Origin of the sequence: Umezakia ovalisporum Ak1311, assembly GCF_029891685.1 — a bacterium.
Lineage (GTDB): Bacteria > Cyanobacteriota > Cyanobacteriia > Cyanobacteriales > Nostocaceae > Umezakia > Umezakia ovalisporum.
In genome coordinates this window covers 140,442-155,571 of the sequence record NZ_JANQDJ010000041.1, presented here as the reverse complement: position 1 = coordinate 155,571, position 15,130 = coordinate 140,442, and the positions used below count along the sequence as shown (strand labels likewise).

The following is a 15,130-nucleotide window of genomic DNA, read 5'->3' as shown; positions in this document are numbered from 1 at the left end:
CAACATGATCCCTTGAGCGGTGTTACGATTCCCTAAAAACCGTTGAGAGACTAATTTTTTTTATGGCAGAAAAACTTTCTGGGCAAACTCCCCTGTTTGGTGGTAGCACTGGTGGCTTACTCACAAAAGCACAAGAAGAAGAAAAGTACGCTATTACTTGGACTAGCGCTAAAGAGCAAGTTTTTGAAATGCCTACAGGTGGCGCTGCTACTATGCGTAAAGGCGAAAATCTGCTATACATAGCTCGTAAAGAATATGGCATCGCCTTGGGTGCTCAACTCCGGAAATTCAAAATCACAGACTACAAAATTTACCGGATTTTACCAACTGGAGAAACCACTCTCATTCACCCAGCTGATGGTGTCTTTCCAGAAAAAGTTAACCAAGGACGCGAGAAAGTGCGTCATGTACCGCGCAGCATCGGGGAAAATCCCAGTCCCGCAAAACTCAAGTTCACTGGTAAAGCTACCCACGATGTCTAGGGGCTAGGTATTGGGGACTGGGAATTAGAAACTGGAGACTGGGAATTGGGGACTGGGAAAGAGTTTTCTGAATACCTCAGACCCAATACCCCTCCCTAATCACCAATCCCCGCTTCCTCAACCCCGATTCCTCATCCCTACATCCAGTTATGATATTCCCCGATTTTTCTGATTTTTCTCAGCTAGCTTTACAAGGTAATTTTGTCCCGGTGTATCAAGAATGGGTAGCAGACCTAGATACCCCCGTTTCTGCTTGGTATAAAGTTTGTGCTGGTCAGCCTTATAGTTTTTTGCTGGAATCAGTGGAAGGCGGGGAAAAAATAGGACGCTACAGTTTACTGGGTTGTAATCCACTTTGGATTTTGTCAGCAAAAGGTGACACTACCACCCAGACCCATCGCGACGGTTCACAAGTTGTCTTTCCAGGCGACCCATTGACAGCTTTAGCTCAATGTCTAAAACCTTATCAGCCGGTCACCTTACCTCAACTACCCCCGGCTATTGGGGGTTTGTTTGGATTTTGGGGCTATGAATTAATTCGCTGGGTAGAACCACGTGTGCCAATTCATCCGCAAGATGAGCGTAATATCCCTGATGGTTTATGGATGCAAGTAGATCACCTGTTGATTTTTGACCAGGTAAAGCGGAAAATTTGGGCCATCGCCTATGCTGATTTACGTGACCCGCAAGTAGCTTGGCAACAAGCCTATGAACAAGCGTGTGAGCAAGTAACTCAGATGCTCCATAAGTTATCTTTACCTCTGTCGCCGCAAAAAACTACTTTAAAATGGGCTCACCCAGGAACCAACAATGTTGGGGGAATAGAGGGATATACCAGCAACTTCACCCGCCAAGAATTTTGTGCGAGTGTAGAAAAAGCCAAAGAATATATTAAAGCTGGCGATATTTTCCAAGTAGTAATTTCCCAGGGTTTATCAACACAATACACAGGGGATGCTTTTGCTCTTTATCGTTCTCTGCGTCAAATTAATCCTTCGCCTTACATGGCTTTCTTTAACTTTCAGGATTGGCAAATTATCGGTTCTAGTCCTGAAGTCATGGTCAAAGCAGAACGCAATGGCGATGGTGAGATTATAGCCACAGTCCGCCCCATCGCCGGGACACGTCCACGGGGTAAAACAACTAAAGAAGATGCAGCCTTAGCAGAAGATTTATTGCAAGACCCCAAAGAAACTGCGGAACACGTCATGCTAGTTGATTTAGGGCGTAATGATTTGGGGCGTGTTTGTCAAAGTGGTAGCGTCAAAGTTGATGAGTTAATGGTAATTGAACTTTATTCCCATGTCATGCACATTGTCAGTAACGTGGTAGGTGAGTTAGCACCCAATAAAACCGCCTGGGATTTACTCAAGGCTTGCTTTCCTGCGGGAACTGTGAGTGGTGCCCCTAAAATTCGGGCTATGGAAATTATCCACGAGCTGGAACCGACTCGCCGGGGTGTTTATTCGGGAGTGTATGGTTATTACGATTTTGAAGGACAGTTGAATACTGCCATCGCGATTCGCACTATGGTATTACATAATAATGTTGTAACTGTTCAAGCAGGTGCAGGGGTGGTGGCTGATTCTGATCCAGAGAAGGAATACGAAGAAACTTTGAATAAGGCCAGGGGTTTGTTGGTCGCTATTCGTTGTTTACGCTGAGTTTTTTCTCACCCAGAGGCCTAGAGACCCAGAACTAGTCAGAACTAGTCAGAACTAGTTAGTTATTATCTGTTTTTTGAGAAAGGATCAAATTTAATACGTTTAATTCGCGGGAATTTAAAAGATATTTGTCTGTAAATAGTTTTTGTCTGATTTCTTGTAATGCATAACTTCTAAAGACAACGAAGGGAAATTCTTTATAGTTATTTCCTATTGGTAAAATGCTATTTACTGGGTATAATAGTCTAATGTATTTAGCGAGAATATCCCGGAAACAATTGTCTTCTGGTTCTGATGGTTCGTTAGCAAAATATTCAGCCATCACTTTTCCACTGATAAATGCAAATAAAGGTAACGCATAATATTGATCATTATGTTGGCTTTTTTGCCTGAAATTTTGTGTTTTATCCGGTGCGTTTTTTAACTTATCAACCAATTCAATTGCATCTTTAATCGCAAATCTTAAATTTTCAGGATACTTGAGATTTTTACTAATTGTTTGCATATTTTCCCATAATTCCCCCTTGGCGTATTTTTCAATATCCAATAATTTTATTTGATACGATTCTTCTATATTTGCACTGGGTACTAATAGCAAACCACCGCTAATGTAACCGAATTCCATAACATCAAAATCAAGTAATTTATCCAAGGTGTTAGCTACTTGCAAAAATTTGTTATTAAAAGATTTCTGCAACATTAAATAACTTTGTTTTGCGCTTTGTTGAACTACAAAATCCCCATCTCCCATGAGTTTCTCTAAGTTGGTGTAGACTTTTGCCAATACCTCATGACTGGGGTTTATTTGGTATTCTTTTTTGAGTTTGTAAATCAAACTTAAAATTTGACTAGAAAATGTTTCCCCAGCGGCTAAAACTGATTTTCCACCCAGAGGAATCAAAACATACTTCCTCCTACCAATTTTACCATAGCCATAAATTCTTGTCATCATCGACCCTTTCAGAATTAACAACAGGTTTAATAAACTGAGCACACTTTCTTGTACAGATAGCTGGGGGTTATCTGCATAATAAATAGCACGTTCCGCTAAGTAAAAGTATAAGTATTTATCCTGTTTATCTATATCATCATTTCCTCTACCTCGGTAAATCACCTGAATGATTTCCATGAGGTTTTTCTCAATTTCAAACTTGGGTATCTCCACTAAAATATGCTTTACTTTGGGGAAGGATAAACCACGACTTCCCGAAGCAGTCATAAAAACTACCTTGACATTTTCTTGGTACTTTTTAATTTCTTGTTTTTCCCATTCCGAGATATTCGCGTGTATTTCCAGGTATTGTTCATTTTTCTGGAACTTATCTTTCCCTAACTTATCCTGGATTTTATCAATTATTTGGGACAGCAACCGTTTATTTTGGATGTATACTATGAACTGTGCTACCTGTGAATTTTCTAACAGATGGTAAATATCTGCTAAAATTGCTTTGACAACAGTTTTTTCTAGATTAGATTGCTCATTTAATCGCTCTTCCTCGTTAAACTTACAAGATTCGATAAAAATTTGGTAGCTAATAGTTAAACTTTTGGCTGGGTAGGAATTAGCGTTAATGACAGTAGCAGGGAAATTTTTAAACTCTAAATTTGCAACTGATAAGGGTTGAATATGATCTCCAGCGTGACGGAAGTAGATTTTATTCGGCTCCGAGGTGGTCTCTTCTAGATGTTGACGAATTACATTCTCATCCACAATGGAAGCATCTGCAATAATTACCTTGGTATTAAAACCGTTTTCAGGTTTGGTTAATTCATATTGCTTGATAATTTTATGAATACCAGCGAGAAACTCTACCCCTCCCTCATCACCTGTGATTTCGTCTATCATGATCAATAAATGTTTGATACGACGAGAGATATTTTGCATTTTGTCCGGGAAAACTTTGTTTTCTCTAGCGTTGTATGCGTTACGGAATATTTTTTCCAGGTGTTGTAAAGTATCACCAGTATCGGTTTTTTTCAATGACTGAGTAGACGTAGTAGCAATAATATGGTGGGATAAATTCTCAGAAATGATAGTATATATACCTTCGCAGATACTATTTAAAACACCTTTGTATTTTTGTCCTGCGTCTTGAATAGTATTATCAGTAATATGTTCGAGCCGATTGTTGCGTCTAGCTTTTCTTTCTGAGTTTCCACTATGGAGAAACTGAACTGCTGCTTTCACAAAATCATCCTGACGTTGGTTGGAAGTATATTCAACCGAACATATGCCAAAATTATCATGAATTAGGTTACTATTGGTATTGATAGCAAAAATTCTGTCATCTACTAATTTACCAGTTTGTTTATCTTTAAATTTTTCTATAATGTCGAGATTTACCTGTTTTCGAGGACTGATATAAAAAAAGAGAAACCCTTCATCTAGATGTCCTTTCAGAAAGTTGACAATAGCTGTGGTTTTACCAATACCTGGGTTACCGGTCAGGAATATATAGGTGTTGTCGGAAAGAAGAGACTTTTGAATGAGTTGACTATGTGCGTCGCGAAAGCTCTCATTTCCTGTTAAACCTAACTCAGAAATTAACTCTGGGGGAACTTTAGCAACGGAGCTAGAAAAGTTGCTGATTTTCTCGACGTGCGGTGGTATGGTGTTGATTCTGTTAGGAGTAATTTCTACAAGAGAGTTGATAAACTCCTGTCCGTTGTCAAAACTTCTTCCAGCGTTACGTTTAATTTGATTGAGAACTCGATAACGTACATCTGTAATTGCTTCGTTGCTATTATGGCGTTTATAAATTTGATAACAAGTCCGAAAAATATCGAGTTTATCTGGTTGAATAGATATAGTATTGAATGAGCGATCGCTATAACCAATCGCATTGAATACCATTGGTGATATGTTTGATATTACCCCAATTTCTTGAATAAATTGATAAAAGCTATAAATATAACCAGCAGCTTGAATTAATTTGGTGCTTTCTTTATCTTTAGCCTTAAAAGCTGTAAAATAATCTTGCAAATCTGGGGAAAAATCTAAACCCAAAGAGTTAGTATCAATACTCAAGTTAGAGAAAACACTTTTAGAACGGATATAGTTGACATCCCGCATTAATAAGCGGCGAATCATTTCCACAGAATCAATATTTTTGATATCTTCATCGCTGTGAATAGAAAATACGGACAAATCAACACACACAATTTTGTATTTTCGCTGATATTTGAGCAAAATTAACGTATCGGCGTTGAGAAAATCACCTTTTGTCTTATACTTCGTAATATAGTAATCAAAATTTTCTAATTGTTCAAACTGAGAAAGAAGATCTTTAAACCATTGCGTCTGATTAGTTTCATAAGTTCCTATGCTGTTATCACCATGAAAGCAGCATTGATAATATAAAATTTCTACCCTGGGAAACTTTTCCGGTTGATCGCATCCCACAGATATAAGATATTCATGAAAGAAGTTTAATCCTGATAGAAAACCTTTTTGAAGGAAAAATTGACACCAAGTTTCAGCTATCTGTTTTTCTAATGTACTGACAATTTTATCAACTATTCTTTTGCAAATTTTAGAAAATTTCAGATTTTCCAGTTCGTGACGATATAAATTACCAAATCTTTGTTTGATTTGGTTTTGCTGAATGTAGGATAAAATACCAACATTAAATCCTACTTCATATAGTCTTCCTAGATCATCTGCTATTTTTACTGTCATATTGATATATTTTTTTTAATTAACCACCAAGTACCCCAAGAACCAAGTAAAAAAGTTATAAGTATTATCTCTACTAACTTTATTCTGGGGTTTCGAGTATGTCTCTAATATAAGTTAAGAATGCTAGGGAGTTAAATTTAGCCTTTCCTCTAGTATGGTTAAATAACGCCAGTTTACCTATAGATTCGTCTCCAATGAGATTTTCATAAGGGTCTAATTTCAGTTGTAATACATTGTACTTTTCGTATCGGTAAAAATGAAATAAGGTTAAGCATTGCAGTATTTCACTTTTTAAGTTGCTTTGGTTGGAAATTAGTCCTCTTCTAATATCATCATCATCAAGAATACCTTTATAAATATTCAGCAATGTGGCGTAAGACATGACCCCATTATAATTTGTGTCTTTAGCAACCACCATACCATTAAATAAGTTGAAAAATATAACCGATTGTTTATTGCTATCTTCTGCTAATTCTGTCAGCTCCATGGTATCTTGAATATATAATGATGTTGATTTTATTTCTTCACCTACTTTTACGGCATAGTATTTATCAAAAAACATGGGGTAGATTTTAATGTGCTCTCGTTCTGTTTTCAAAGCCTTAATCACACTTCCAGACATAAAATATAGTCCGTCATTTTCAGTTTGAGTAATATGTAATGTGCTGCTGTAAGGAACTTTCGCTATATAAATAAAGTGTTTATAACCTTTTTTATACAGTTTATCTACATTGTCAACTATAACACTCGGATATTCAAACATCTTTTGATGATCATCATAGTTTTCTGAGAATGTTTTTAACAATCTCAATTTCACTGTTTGCGGTGTTTGATCTTGGATTTGAAAATCAATAATTTCTCCCATCAAGTTAGATTTTTTGGTTTGTGTTCCCCATTTACTATCACTCACTCGACTGGAAACTACAATTATGGCAAGTTTATCTAGTTCGCTAAATTGAAATTTATCTGGATCTTTTAGGGTAAATTTTTTGGGTAATACAGAATACAAAGAACTTAAAGTGTTAGGCTTTTTATATTTACCCTTAGCATCAAGGTCACTAATATATATTCCTTGGGAGTTGCTGCGATGTTTTTCATTTAATAAATGGGATAGTACACCCGTTAAGGAAGCTATAAATTTTTCTATCGGTTCATCATCGGTTTTCTCTTTTAAATGTAACCTTAAAACGGGAATAAATAACTTTGATTGTTTTTCTAGTAAGACATACAAGCAAATATAAGCTAGTAAGCTGTAGGTGATTTTGTAAATAAATTCTTGATGAGATTCTAGTTTCTCAGTTTCTGAGCAATATGGAAATATGACTAATTTACGCTCTGAAAAGTTTTTTTGATAAAATTTGTCACATTGTCGATTGTTAATCGGCAAAAAGACTACAGGTAAAACACTAATATCTTGTTCTATATCATATTTCATATCGCATTTTTCTCGATCATCAGTCTCTAAAAAATGAATTTCGCTGATAGTCATTTGCGCTTGGAGACTGACAATAACGTTTGTGTCAGTGCTTGCTTCTCCTAAATTGATGTATTTTAAACAATCTTTATGATTATCTTGTAACCCAGGCTTAAATAATGTACTTCTACTATTAATAGTGTCAATATCCTGTTCTAAAATACTATTTTTTACAGAAATATGTAGGGGGTATTCTCTAGTAGGAAATGGAGTTTTCCGCTTAATGAGCTTTTTTAAAACTTCCTTGAGAATGTTAATTTTCTTTTGAACTTTAAATTTATCAAAACCTTTTATACAACGTCCAAAAATATTTTTCTTCTCTTCATCAGTACCATGCTGTAATATTGGTAGTATGTCTTGTTCAAATTTGGCAATGGGGTTATAGTGTAATTCATTCTGAGGATGATAATTTGGTTCTTCAGGATTTTCACGAGATGCAAATAAAAAGTAATATAAAAATGCTATTTTTAAAACTTTGTAAACAAATTTTAATTTTTTCGATTCATCTTTTATCCCTTCTTTATGCTCTCGACTATCTGGATTTAAAATATTGAGATTATAATCAAAAACAGTTCTACCTCCATCGGCTTGTACTCTACCATCAAATTTCAGTTTTATACCAAAAACAAATTCTACTTTTTCGCAATTTTGATCTTCTGTCTCTCCTAAGTAACCCTCAATAACAGGTATAATAGGCAGCATATCAAATGCTTCGCTGTGAGAAAAAACATTTTGATAATTAACTTCTATCCCCTGATAGTTGACTAAATATTCCCCATCCGCTTTGTTGGGATTGTTAATGTAATCATCTAATAATTTCAATCTCCTGATTAAGTCAGCTAAATATATTTTTCCCCATAAATGTTCACTACTAGCGTTTTCAGTAATATTTTCAAAAAGAAATTCTAAGTAATTAATTTTTGCTAGTCTTTTCAATTTACCTAATGTTTCTTTATTAACTAAATTTTGTAATCGATAGATATCAGAGTTGATGTCCTCTTCCTGTTGATGTAGAATATATGCTATTTCTTCCTTATCTTCATAACTTGTATCCCCAAATTGCCTATCTATAAAGTTATTAATACCCTTTACTAATTCTCTGTGAAAATCACGTGGTTTGTTAACTGAGATTTTGATTTTATGAGCTTTAAGTAATTGTCTGTTTTGCTCGCAGTCCTTTTTAAAGGTTAAGCGCTGTTTCTCAAGATTTTCAGCTGGAGGAAAGTTATACGTCAAATCAAATTTATGGGATATGACGCGAAATTTTTTTAAATCACTAATTAGCTGTTTAATAAATATAAATCTATCTATACCTGTCTTTTTAAGAATAGCTGCTTTTAATTGCGTCTGAATAGCATTGGTAATTTGCCTAATTTGTTGGCAAAATCTTTCTTCTGAACCAGCACTTAAATTGAGGGTAGCTGTATCTACTGCTGTAGCGTTTCCTAAAGGATTATTTACTTGTAATTGAGTAATTTGAGTCGCTATTTGATTACTGTTAATCAGTAGCCATTGGTTATTGTGATGGATTTCAAATATCTGTTGCTCTTGTAAAACCTGTAAAATTTTATTCAATAAATCAGTATAATCGACATTGGCTAAATCTGGATTCGGTATTATTCTATTCATTGTGAGAATTTTTCTGTATTAAATATAATTATGCTAAGATTATAACCTTGTATTCAGTAACTGTATGTTTGATATATGGTTGGTTATTTTTTTCCTCTTGGTAAGGAACCACAGCCACGGGGAGAACATAGGTAGATTTAAAATATACTTTCATAAAAAAAAGTCCACTTAGGCGGACTTTGAGCAAATTTCAGTTGTTAAATGAAATAATTAGGCGTAGGCGGCGATTTGATCTAACAAGCCTTGAAATAATCTCAACCCGTCACTACAACCTAGAGAGGCATCTGAGGCCCTTTCTGGGTGGGGCATCATGCCTAAAACGTTGCCTTGAGGATTGCAAATACCGGCGATGTTATTAAGAGAACCGTTGGGATTTTCTCCTGTATAGCGGAAAAGTACTTGCCCTTGATCTTCTATGGCTGATAAAGTGGCTCCATCAGCGTAAAATCTGCCTTCACCGTGAGCAATGGGCAATGTGATTATTTCACCAGTTTTATAGGCTTGTGTCCAATTGGTATCGGTACGCTCGACTTGCAAAGGCACGCGATCGCATATGAAACGTAAATCCTGATTTTTGGTTAATGCCCCTGGTAAAAGTCCGGCCTCGGTTAATACCTGAAAACCGTTGCAAATACCCAGGACAAATTTACCTTTTTCGGCGTGGCGAATTACCTGCTGCATCACAGGGGAAAACTGAGCGATCGCACCACAGCGTAAATAATCCCCGTAGCTAAAACCACCAGGTATAATAATTACATCTAAATCAGCAATGTCTGTTTCTTGGTGCCAAACCATACGAGTTGGTTGACCTAGCAATTCTTTGGTGACATAAGCCACATCGCCATCGCAATTGGAACCCGGAAAAACTAAAACCCCAAATTTCATCATTTAGTCATTAGTTATTGGTCATTAGTCATTAGTTAATGGGAGGAGGAAGTGGGGAATTAATACTGTTCCTATTCCCCCATCCACGATGTTAAAAGACTCCCGTTTGTGTTTCCACCTCTATCAAATCAAAGCGGTAATTTTCAATTACCGGATTTGCTAGCATTTGGTCACAAATACGTTCAAGGTCTTGACGCGCTTTAATCTCTTCGGTGGAAGTGATGATTAGTTCAATGTACTTACCAATCCGCACCTGTTCCACGTTGTTATATCCCAGTTGCTGTAGACCGGATTGTACAGCTACACCAGCAGGATCTAAGACTGAAGGACGAAGGGTCACGAAAATTTTAGCTAGATACTTCCTTTGCACAGGCTTTTTGCTCAATGCTGCGATCGCTATACTATAACTTTATGCCCCAACTGAGTAAAAATAAGATTACGAAGCAGTTACAGTTAATCAACTAGTTAGCGAGTACCACAGCTTCTACTAAAGTGGCAAATTTAAATGATTGTCTATGAGAGCCATACACACCCGCAGTCAAGAGCGGATTTTGAACTTGCTAAAAACCGTTAAACAAGGCATTTCTGCCCAAGACATTTATGTAGAATTACGTAAACGGAATCAGAGTATGGGTTTAGCAACGGTTTACCGCTCCCTAGAAGCCTTAAAACTAGAAGGAATGGTTCAGGTCAGGACTTTGGCTAACGGGGAAGCCCTCTATAACCTAGCACAGCAAGACAAACACCACCTCACATGCCTCCAGTGCGGCTTGTCGATTCCCGTCAATCAGTGTCCAGTCCATAATCTAGAAGATGAATTGGAATCCAGTCATAAGTTTAAAATTTTTTATCACACCCTGGAATTTTTTGGTTTGTGTAGTCAATGCCAAATCAATCAAGCTGCTAGCATGGGAGTTCATTAGACATTGGCGACAAAAATGTAGCTTTAGTAGCTAGTTAGTTTTTTGCTCACAAAAGCTAACAAACAATCATATTTAAGCCAAATTTCCCATCATCTACTGGCCAGTCCACAGAATTACCAGTAAAATACCTTTAAGTCACTAACCAACTCATATTCGGCGTGAGTCAAGTTGTTGGGGTATGATTTACTCATGTCACTCTCTCAGTGCTGTTTATTATCTATTGACAGTCAATACTGAGAGAGCTTTTTTACCCCTTTTCCCACTTTTAAAACAACCTCTTAACTTAAATCAAATCACAAACATAATTATTTATACTTTAAAGTCACTGGTAATATTTAAGTAATTTAGTCATCTATCCAAAGCTAGATATTTCAAAACATCAATCATACTCAAACCCAATCTCTACAACCACAAATAAAACACAAATAATAATTCCGCTAGTGGTTGGGTTAGCTGGCGTTGTCTAGGGAATAGCTATTAACTGTATTGGTAGCTTGACAATTAATATTTAGTCAGATGAATCTGACTTGAGCTGATGGCTAACCCCAGGCTGCTGACAATTTAACTAGTCAAAATTCCTCATCAATGACGTGTCAACTACATTGTTATTTTCTATAGCTTCTTCAAGCTCACTAGGTAACTTAAATGCTTTGATAGCATCAGCAAATAAAATTTACTGTTGTTAATATCTACTTTAAGATACGTTACAAATTTACACTTATTTTAAAACCAAGATATTTGTATTTGTAGAAATTTGAATAAACTCTAAATATAAAAAAATAACTACATATATACACGTAAATATGTTTATGATTACAAAAAGAATATTATTTGCTGTATTTTATTTTATTTCTGGACTAGTTTATCTATGAAAGCAAGCGAAACCAAAGTACAAGATTTTTTATCATTATCCAAAACTCAGTTTATAATTCCTATTTATCAACGGAACTATGATTGGGGAGCTAGTCAGTGTAAACAACTCTTACACGACATTCTCGAAGTTGGAGCAAAAAAACAAATTAAGGCTCACTTTATTGGAAGTGTTGTATATATTCATGATGATATTTACACATCTTCAAAAACCAGGGAATTGACAATTATTGACGGACAGCAACGTCTAACAACATTGACAATTATTTATTTAGTTATTGTAGAACTTGCCAAACAATTAGGAGATGAAAGTCTAGTTAATGAAATCAGTGAAACTTATTTAATAAATAAATTTGCTCAGGAACAAGAAAAACTAAAACTAAGGTCAACAGACGATAATCATGATGCATTGAAGCATCTACTAAAGGGTGAGCGTAGTGAATATTTTGCATATTATTCAAAAATAATAGATAATTTTAATTTTTTTAAACAAAAAATAAACAAGGAAAATTATCAAACTGTTTTGGAAGGTCTTTCAAAACTAATGTTTGTTGAAATCTCATTAGATAGAGACAAAGATGATCCACAACGAATTTTTGAAAGTCTCAACTCCAATGGTTTGGATCTTTCACAGGCTGATTTAATCCGAAATTACATTTTGATGGGATTGAACCGTAAAGAGCAAAAAAAAATCTATCAAAACTATTGGGAAGTTATCGAAACATTAGCAAAAGATGAATCTAACAATAGTAGAGTATCGGATTACATCAGAGATTATTTAACACTGGAAAACAAGAAAATTCCAAATAAAAGCCAAGTTTACTTGGAATTTAAAACCAAGTATCCTCATACCGACTTAAATAATTTAGAAAAAAATCTAACAGGATTAAAGACATTAGCTTACCATTACAACAAACTAATTAATCCCCAAAAAGAAACAGATCGTGATATTCGTTTACAGATAGAATATATTAATCGATTGGAAATAAATGTTGCTTTTCCTTTTCTAATGAGAATCTATGATGATTTTATCAAATCAATTATTGATAAAAAAATATTTTTACAAATATTAAACTTAATTCAGTCTTTTGTTTGGCGCAGGTCTATAGTTGGTTTACAAACTAATGCGTTGAGCAAAATATTTATGAACCTCTATGAAAAAATAGACACTTCAAAATACTTATTTTCAATTCAGAAATCATTAATACAAAGGTCAGGTACTCAAAGGTTTCCCAAAGATAAAGAATTGATAGAGGCATTAAAAGTAAAAGATATTTATAATATAAAACCTAAAAATAGAATTTACTTGCTCGAAAGAATAGAAAACTTTGAAAATAAAGAACAGGTATTAATTGACAAAAATCGTGACATTACAATTGAACATATATTTCCACAAAACCCTGACCATTCATGGAAAAAAACATTAGAAGATGAGGAATTCCTAGCTATCAAGGAAAATTATCTAAATACCATTGCAAATCTTACTTTATCGGGTAATAATAACAAACTTGGAAACAAACCTTTTTTAGAAAAAAGAGACTTACCAGGTGGATATTCAAATAGTAGACTGTGGTTAAACAAATATTTGTCAACTATTGATAAATGGGGTATAAAGGAAATTGAAACACGTTTTAACCAGATATCAGAAAGAGTATTGAAAATTTGGGAATATCCAAAAATTTCAATTGAAGAAGAAATTGATAAAGGAGAGATAAATATTTTTGAAGCCGAAGATCCCACATTTAAAAAACTCGAATATGCTATTTTATTCGACCAAAAAATTGAAGTAACCCAAGTATCAAAACTTTATGCAGAAGTATTTAAACAGCTTTTTGAACGGAATCCAGAGATATTTTTTACAACAGATTTATATCAGAAAATTAATTTAACTCACACAGATGCTGGAGTAAGACAACCTGTAAAAATCAGTGACACTTATTTTATTGAAGGTAATATGGATAGCCTTAATAAATTTGAACGAATCAAACAAGCTTTGATTGCTTTCGACTGCGAAGAAGAGCTAATCATAAAATATCAGCCTTAGCCTGAAGATAACCCTGCAAACCCCCTAGGTCAACCTAGATTGAATCTTCTCCTTTCTGTTCACAGCCTACACTGAGGGAGCTTTTTTACACCCCTTTCCACTTTTAAAACAATCTCCAAGTCTTACTTAACTTGCAAAGACAAAAAATTATCTCTGTCATTGCCTCAAAGAGTGTTTAAATGTGATTACTGCGGCTTTGAGTGTGACAGAGACTTAAATATTGCCATAAACCTGAAACAAGAAGCAGTCACATTGACCGTGTTAGCCTGTAGACTAAATACTGCCGACACTACAATACAATAGTTGGGAAAAAAGCATACTTAAATTTCCGCCAGGTGATGTATCAACTCTTCCTACCTAGAAAGATTTTTATTAACGTTTAGATTCTCACCGCTAAACAAAGGGTTAGCAGAACCATCGGTAACAATGGAACGCATCCCCTCTAAAGTAGCGGGAATAGAGCGGGGATCCATAAACATTACCTTGCTGCTGTCACTGCTACCAATCTTCACACCCATTTCTAAATAATTTTGCGCCAGCAAAAACTGTAACGCTTCTTTTGCACCTGGTTGACTATTGAGGGTTTTAGTAATAATTTCTAGTGATTCCGAAGTTGCTTGTGCTTTGAGAATTTGTTGCTGGCGTTCTGCTTCAGCTTGCAACACAATAGATTTTTGTTCCGCTTCCGCTTGGAGAATCGTAGATTTTTGGCGAGCTTCAGCATCCAAAATTTGAGCCTCAGCCTTACCCCTAGCGCTGTTAACAGCAGATTCCCGTTCCCCTTCAGAAGTGAGAATTGCCGCTCGTCTGCGCCGTTCTGCCGCCATTTGCAACTCCATTGATTCTCGTACTGTTTGGGATGGAACAATATCCCGCAATTCTACCCGCGTAATTTTCACACCCCAGGGGTCAGTAGCAATATCTAACTCCCGTAATAAAATTTCATTAATTTGAGAACGAGCGGTAAAAGTTTTATCTAACTCCAGTTGTCCCATTTCTGAACGAATTTGAGTTAGCACCAAATTTGTCATGGCGGCACGGAGATTTTCTACCTTGTACCATGACTTTTCCATATCTACAATCCGCCAGTAAACCACCGCATCTACTTCAATGCTAACATTGTCGCGAGTAATACATTTTTGCGGAGGAATATCTAAAACCTTTTCCCGGATGGTTTCTTGATAGACGATTTTATCCAAAAAAGGGATGACAAAGTTCAGTCCTGCACCAAGCTTTTTATTATAGCTACCTAATCTTTCTACTAAAACTTCATTACCTTGATTAACAACTTTCACCGACCCCGCCACTGCAGAACCACCAAGCGCTAAGAAGATTAACAAAAAAAACTGTTCCATTTATTTATCCTCCTAATTTTTCCTAGCATTTTTTCTGCAAACCGTGATGAAATTACTTCCTTATTCCTTACTCCTCATCTCCTTTGCGTTTATTCCTCATCCAGCTTCTTGCAGGTTTATAAGGT

General features: G+C 35.6%; 10 protein-coding genes. 5 read left to right on the top strand and 5 right to left on the bottom strand.

The window, feature by feature from the left end; genetic code table 11:
• The first annotated feature begins 62 nt into the window (after window positions 1–62).
• Together NWP25_RS06815 and trpE are read left to right on the top strand one after the other, a co-directional pair.
• Window positions 63–482, top strand: a complete 420-nt coding sequence (locus NWP25_RS06815) for a photosystem I reaction center subunit II PsaD (protein ID WP_280649400.1) — start codon at window positions 63–65, stop codon at window positions 480–482.
• Window positions 483–631: 149 nt separating this feature from the next.
• On the top strand, window positions 632–2,146 hold the full coding sequence (gene trpE / locus NWP25_RS06810; protein ID WP_280699054.1) for an anthranilate synthase component I: 1,515 nt from the start codon (window positions 632–634) through the stop codon (window positions 2,144–2,146).
• 58 nt (window positions 2,147–2,204) lie between these two features.
• Here the strand turns inward: trpE and NWP25_RS06805 are convergent, their stop codons facing one another.
• From NWP25_RS06805 to purS, 4 genes are all read right to left on the bottom strand, one after another.
• Window positions 2,205–5,825, bottom strand: a complete 3,621-nt coding sequence (locus NWP25_RS06805; RefSeq protein ID WP_280649398.1) for a helicase-related protein — start codon at window positions 5,823–5,825, stop codon at window positions 2,205–2,207.
• Window positions 5,826–5,904: 79 nt separating this feature from the next.
• Window positions 5,905–8,928, bottom strand: coding sequence for a hypothetical protein (locus NWP25_RS06800; RefSeq protein WP_280699052.1), 3,024 nt, complete (start codon window positions 8,926–8,928; stop codon window positions 5,905–5,907).
• A gap of 210 nt (window positions 8,929–9,138) precedes the next feature.
• Window positions 9,139–9,813 (bottom strand): phosphoribosylformylglycinamidine synthase subunit PurQ, encoded by a 675-nt coding sequence (gene purQ, locus NWP25_RS06795; protein ID WP_280649438.1) that lies wholly within the window; start codon window positions 9,811–9,813, stop codon window positions 9,139–9,141.
• Window positions 9,814–9,904: 91 nt separating this feature from the next.
• Window positions 9,905–10,183 carry a phosphoribosylformylglycinamidine synthase subunit PurS gene (gene purS, locus NWP25_RS06790; protein ID WP_280649437.1) on the bottom strand — a complete coding sequence of 93 codons (279 nt, stop codon included), beginning with the start codon at window positions 10,181–10,183 and terminating at the stop codon, window positions 9,905–9,907.
• A gap of 145 nt (window positions 10,184–10,328) precedes the next feature.
• Between purS and NWP25_RS06785 the strand changes: the two genes are divergently transcribed.
• The 3 genes from NWP25_RS06785 to NWP25_RS06775 all read left to right on the top strand — a co-directional run bounded on the left by NWP25_RS06785 (window position 10,329) and on the right by NWP25_RS06775 (window position 13,953).
• Window positions 10,329–10,736 carry a Fur family transcriptional regulator gene (locus tag NWP25_RS06785; protein WP_280649396.1) on the top strand — a complete coding sequence of 136 codons (408 nt, stop codon included), beginning with the start codon at window positions 10,329–10,331 and terminating at the stop codon, window positions 10,734–10,736.
• Window positions 10,737–11,604: 868 nt separating this feature from the next.
• Window positions 11,605–13,650 carry a DUF262 domain-containing protein gene (locus NWP25_RS06780; protein ID WP_280649395.1) on the top strand — a complete coding sequence of 682 codons (2,046 nt, stop codon included), beginning with the start codon at window positions 11,605–11,607 and terminating at the stop codon, window positions 13,648–13,650.
• 111 nt (window positions 13,651–13,761) lie between these two features.
• Entirely contained in the window at window positions 13,762–13,953 is a 192-nt protein-coding gene (locus tag NWP25_RS06775; RefSeq protein ID WP_280649436.1) for a zinc ribbon domain-containing protein, read from the top strand.
• Between the two features lie 50 nt (window positions 13,954–14,003).
• On the opposite strand, the gene NWP25_RS06770 is transcribed toward NWP25_RS06775, so the two are convergent.
• A complete protein-coding gene (locus NWP25_RS06770) occupies window positions 14,004–15,005 on the bottom strand; it encodes an SPFH domain-containing protein (protein ID WP_280649394.1) in 1,002 nt (333 codons plus the stop codon).
• Between the last annotated feature and the right edge of the window lie 125 nt (window positions 15,006–15,130).

Coding starts and splice junctions, on each gene's coding strand:
- NWP25_RS06815 (WP_280649400.1), top strand. CDS start 63: ATGGCAGAAAAACTTTCTGGGCAAACTCCCCTGTTTGGTGGTAGCACT.
- trpE (WP_280699054.1), top strand. CDS start 632: ATGATATTCCCCGATTTTTCTGATTTTTCTCAGCTAGCTTTACAAGGT.
- NWP25_RS06805 (WP_280649398.1), bottom strand. CDS start 5,825: ATGACAGTAAAAATAGCAGATGATCTAGGAAGACTATATGAAGTAGGA.
- NWP25_RS06800 (WP_280699052.1), bottom strand. CDS start 8,928: ATGAATAGAATAATACCGAATCCAGATTTAGCCAATGTCGATTATACT.
- purQ (WP_280649438.1), bottom strand. CDS start 9,813: ATGAAATTTGGGGTTTTAGTTTTTCCGGGTTCCAATTGCGATGGCGAT.
- NWP25_RS06785 (WP_280649396.1), top strand. CDS start 10,329: ATGAGAGCCATACACACCCGCAGTCAAGAGCGGATTTTGAACTTGCTA.
- NWP25_RS06780 (WP_280649395.1), top strand. CDS start 11,605: ATGAAAGCAAGCGAAACCAAAGTACAAGATTTTTTATCATTATCCAAA.
- NWP25_RS06770 (WP_280649394.1), bottom strand. CDS start 15,005: ATGGAACAGTTTTTTTTGTTAATCTTCTTAGCGCTTGGTGGTTCTGCA.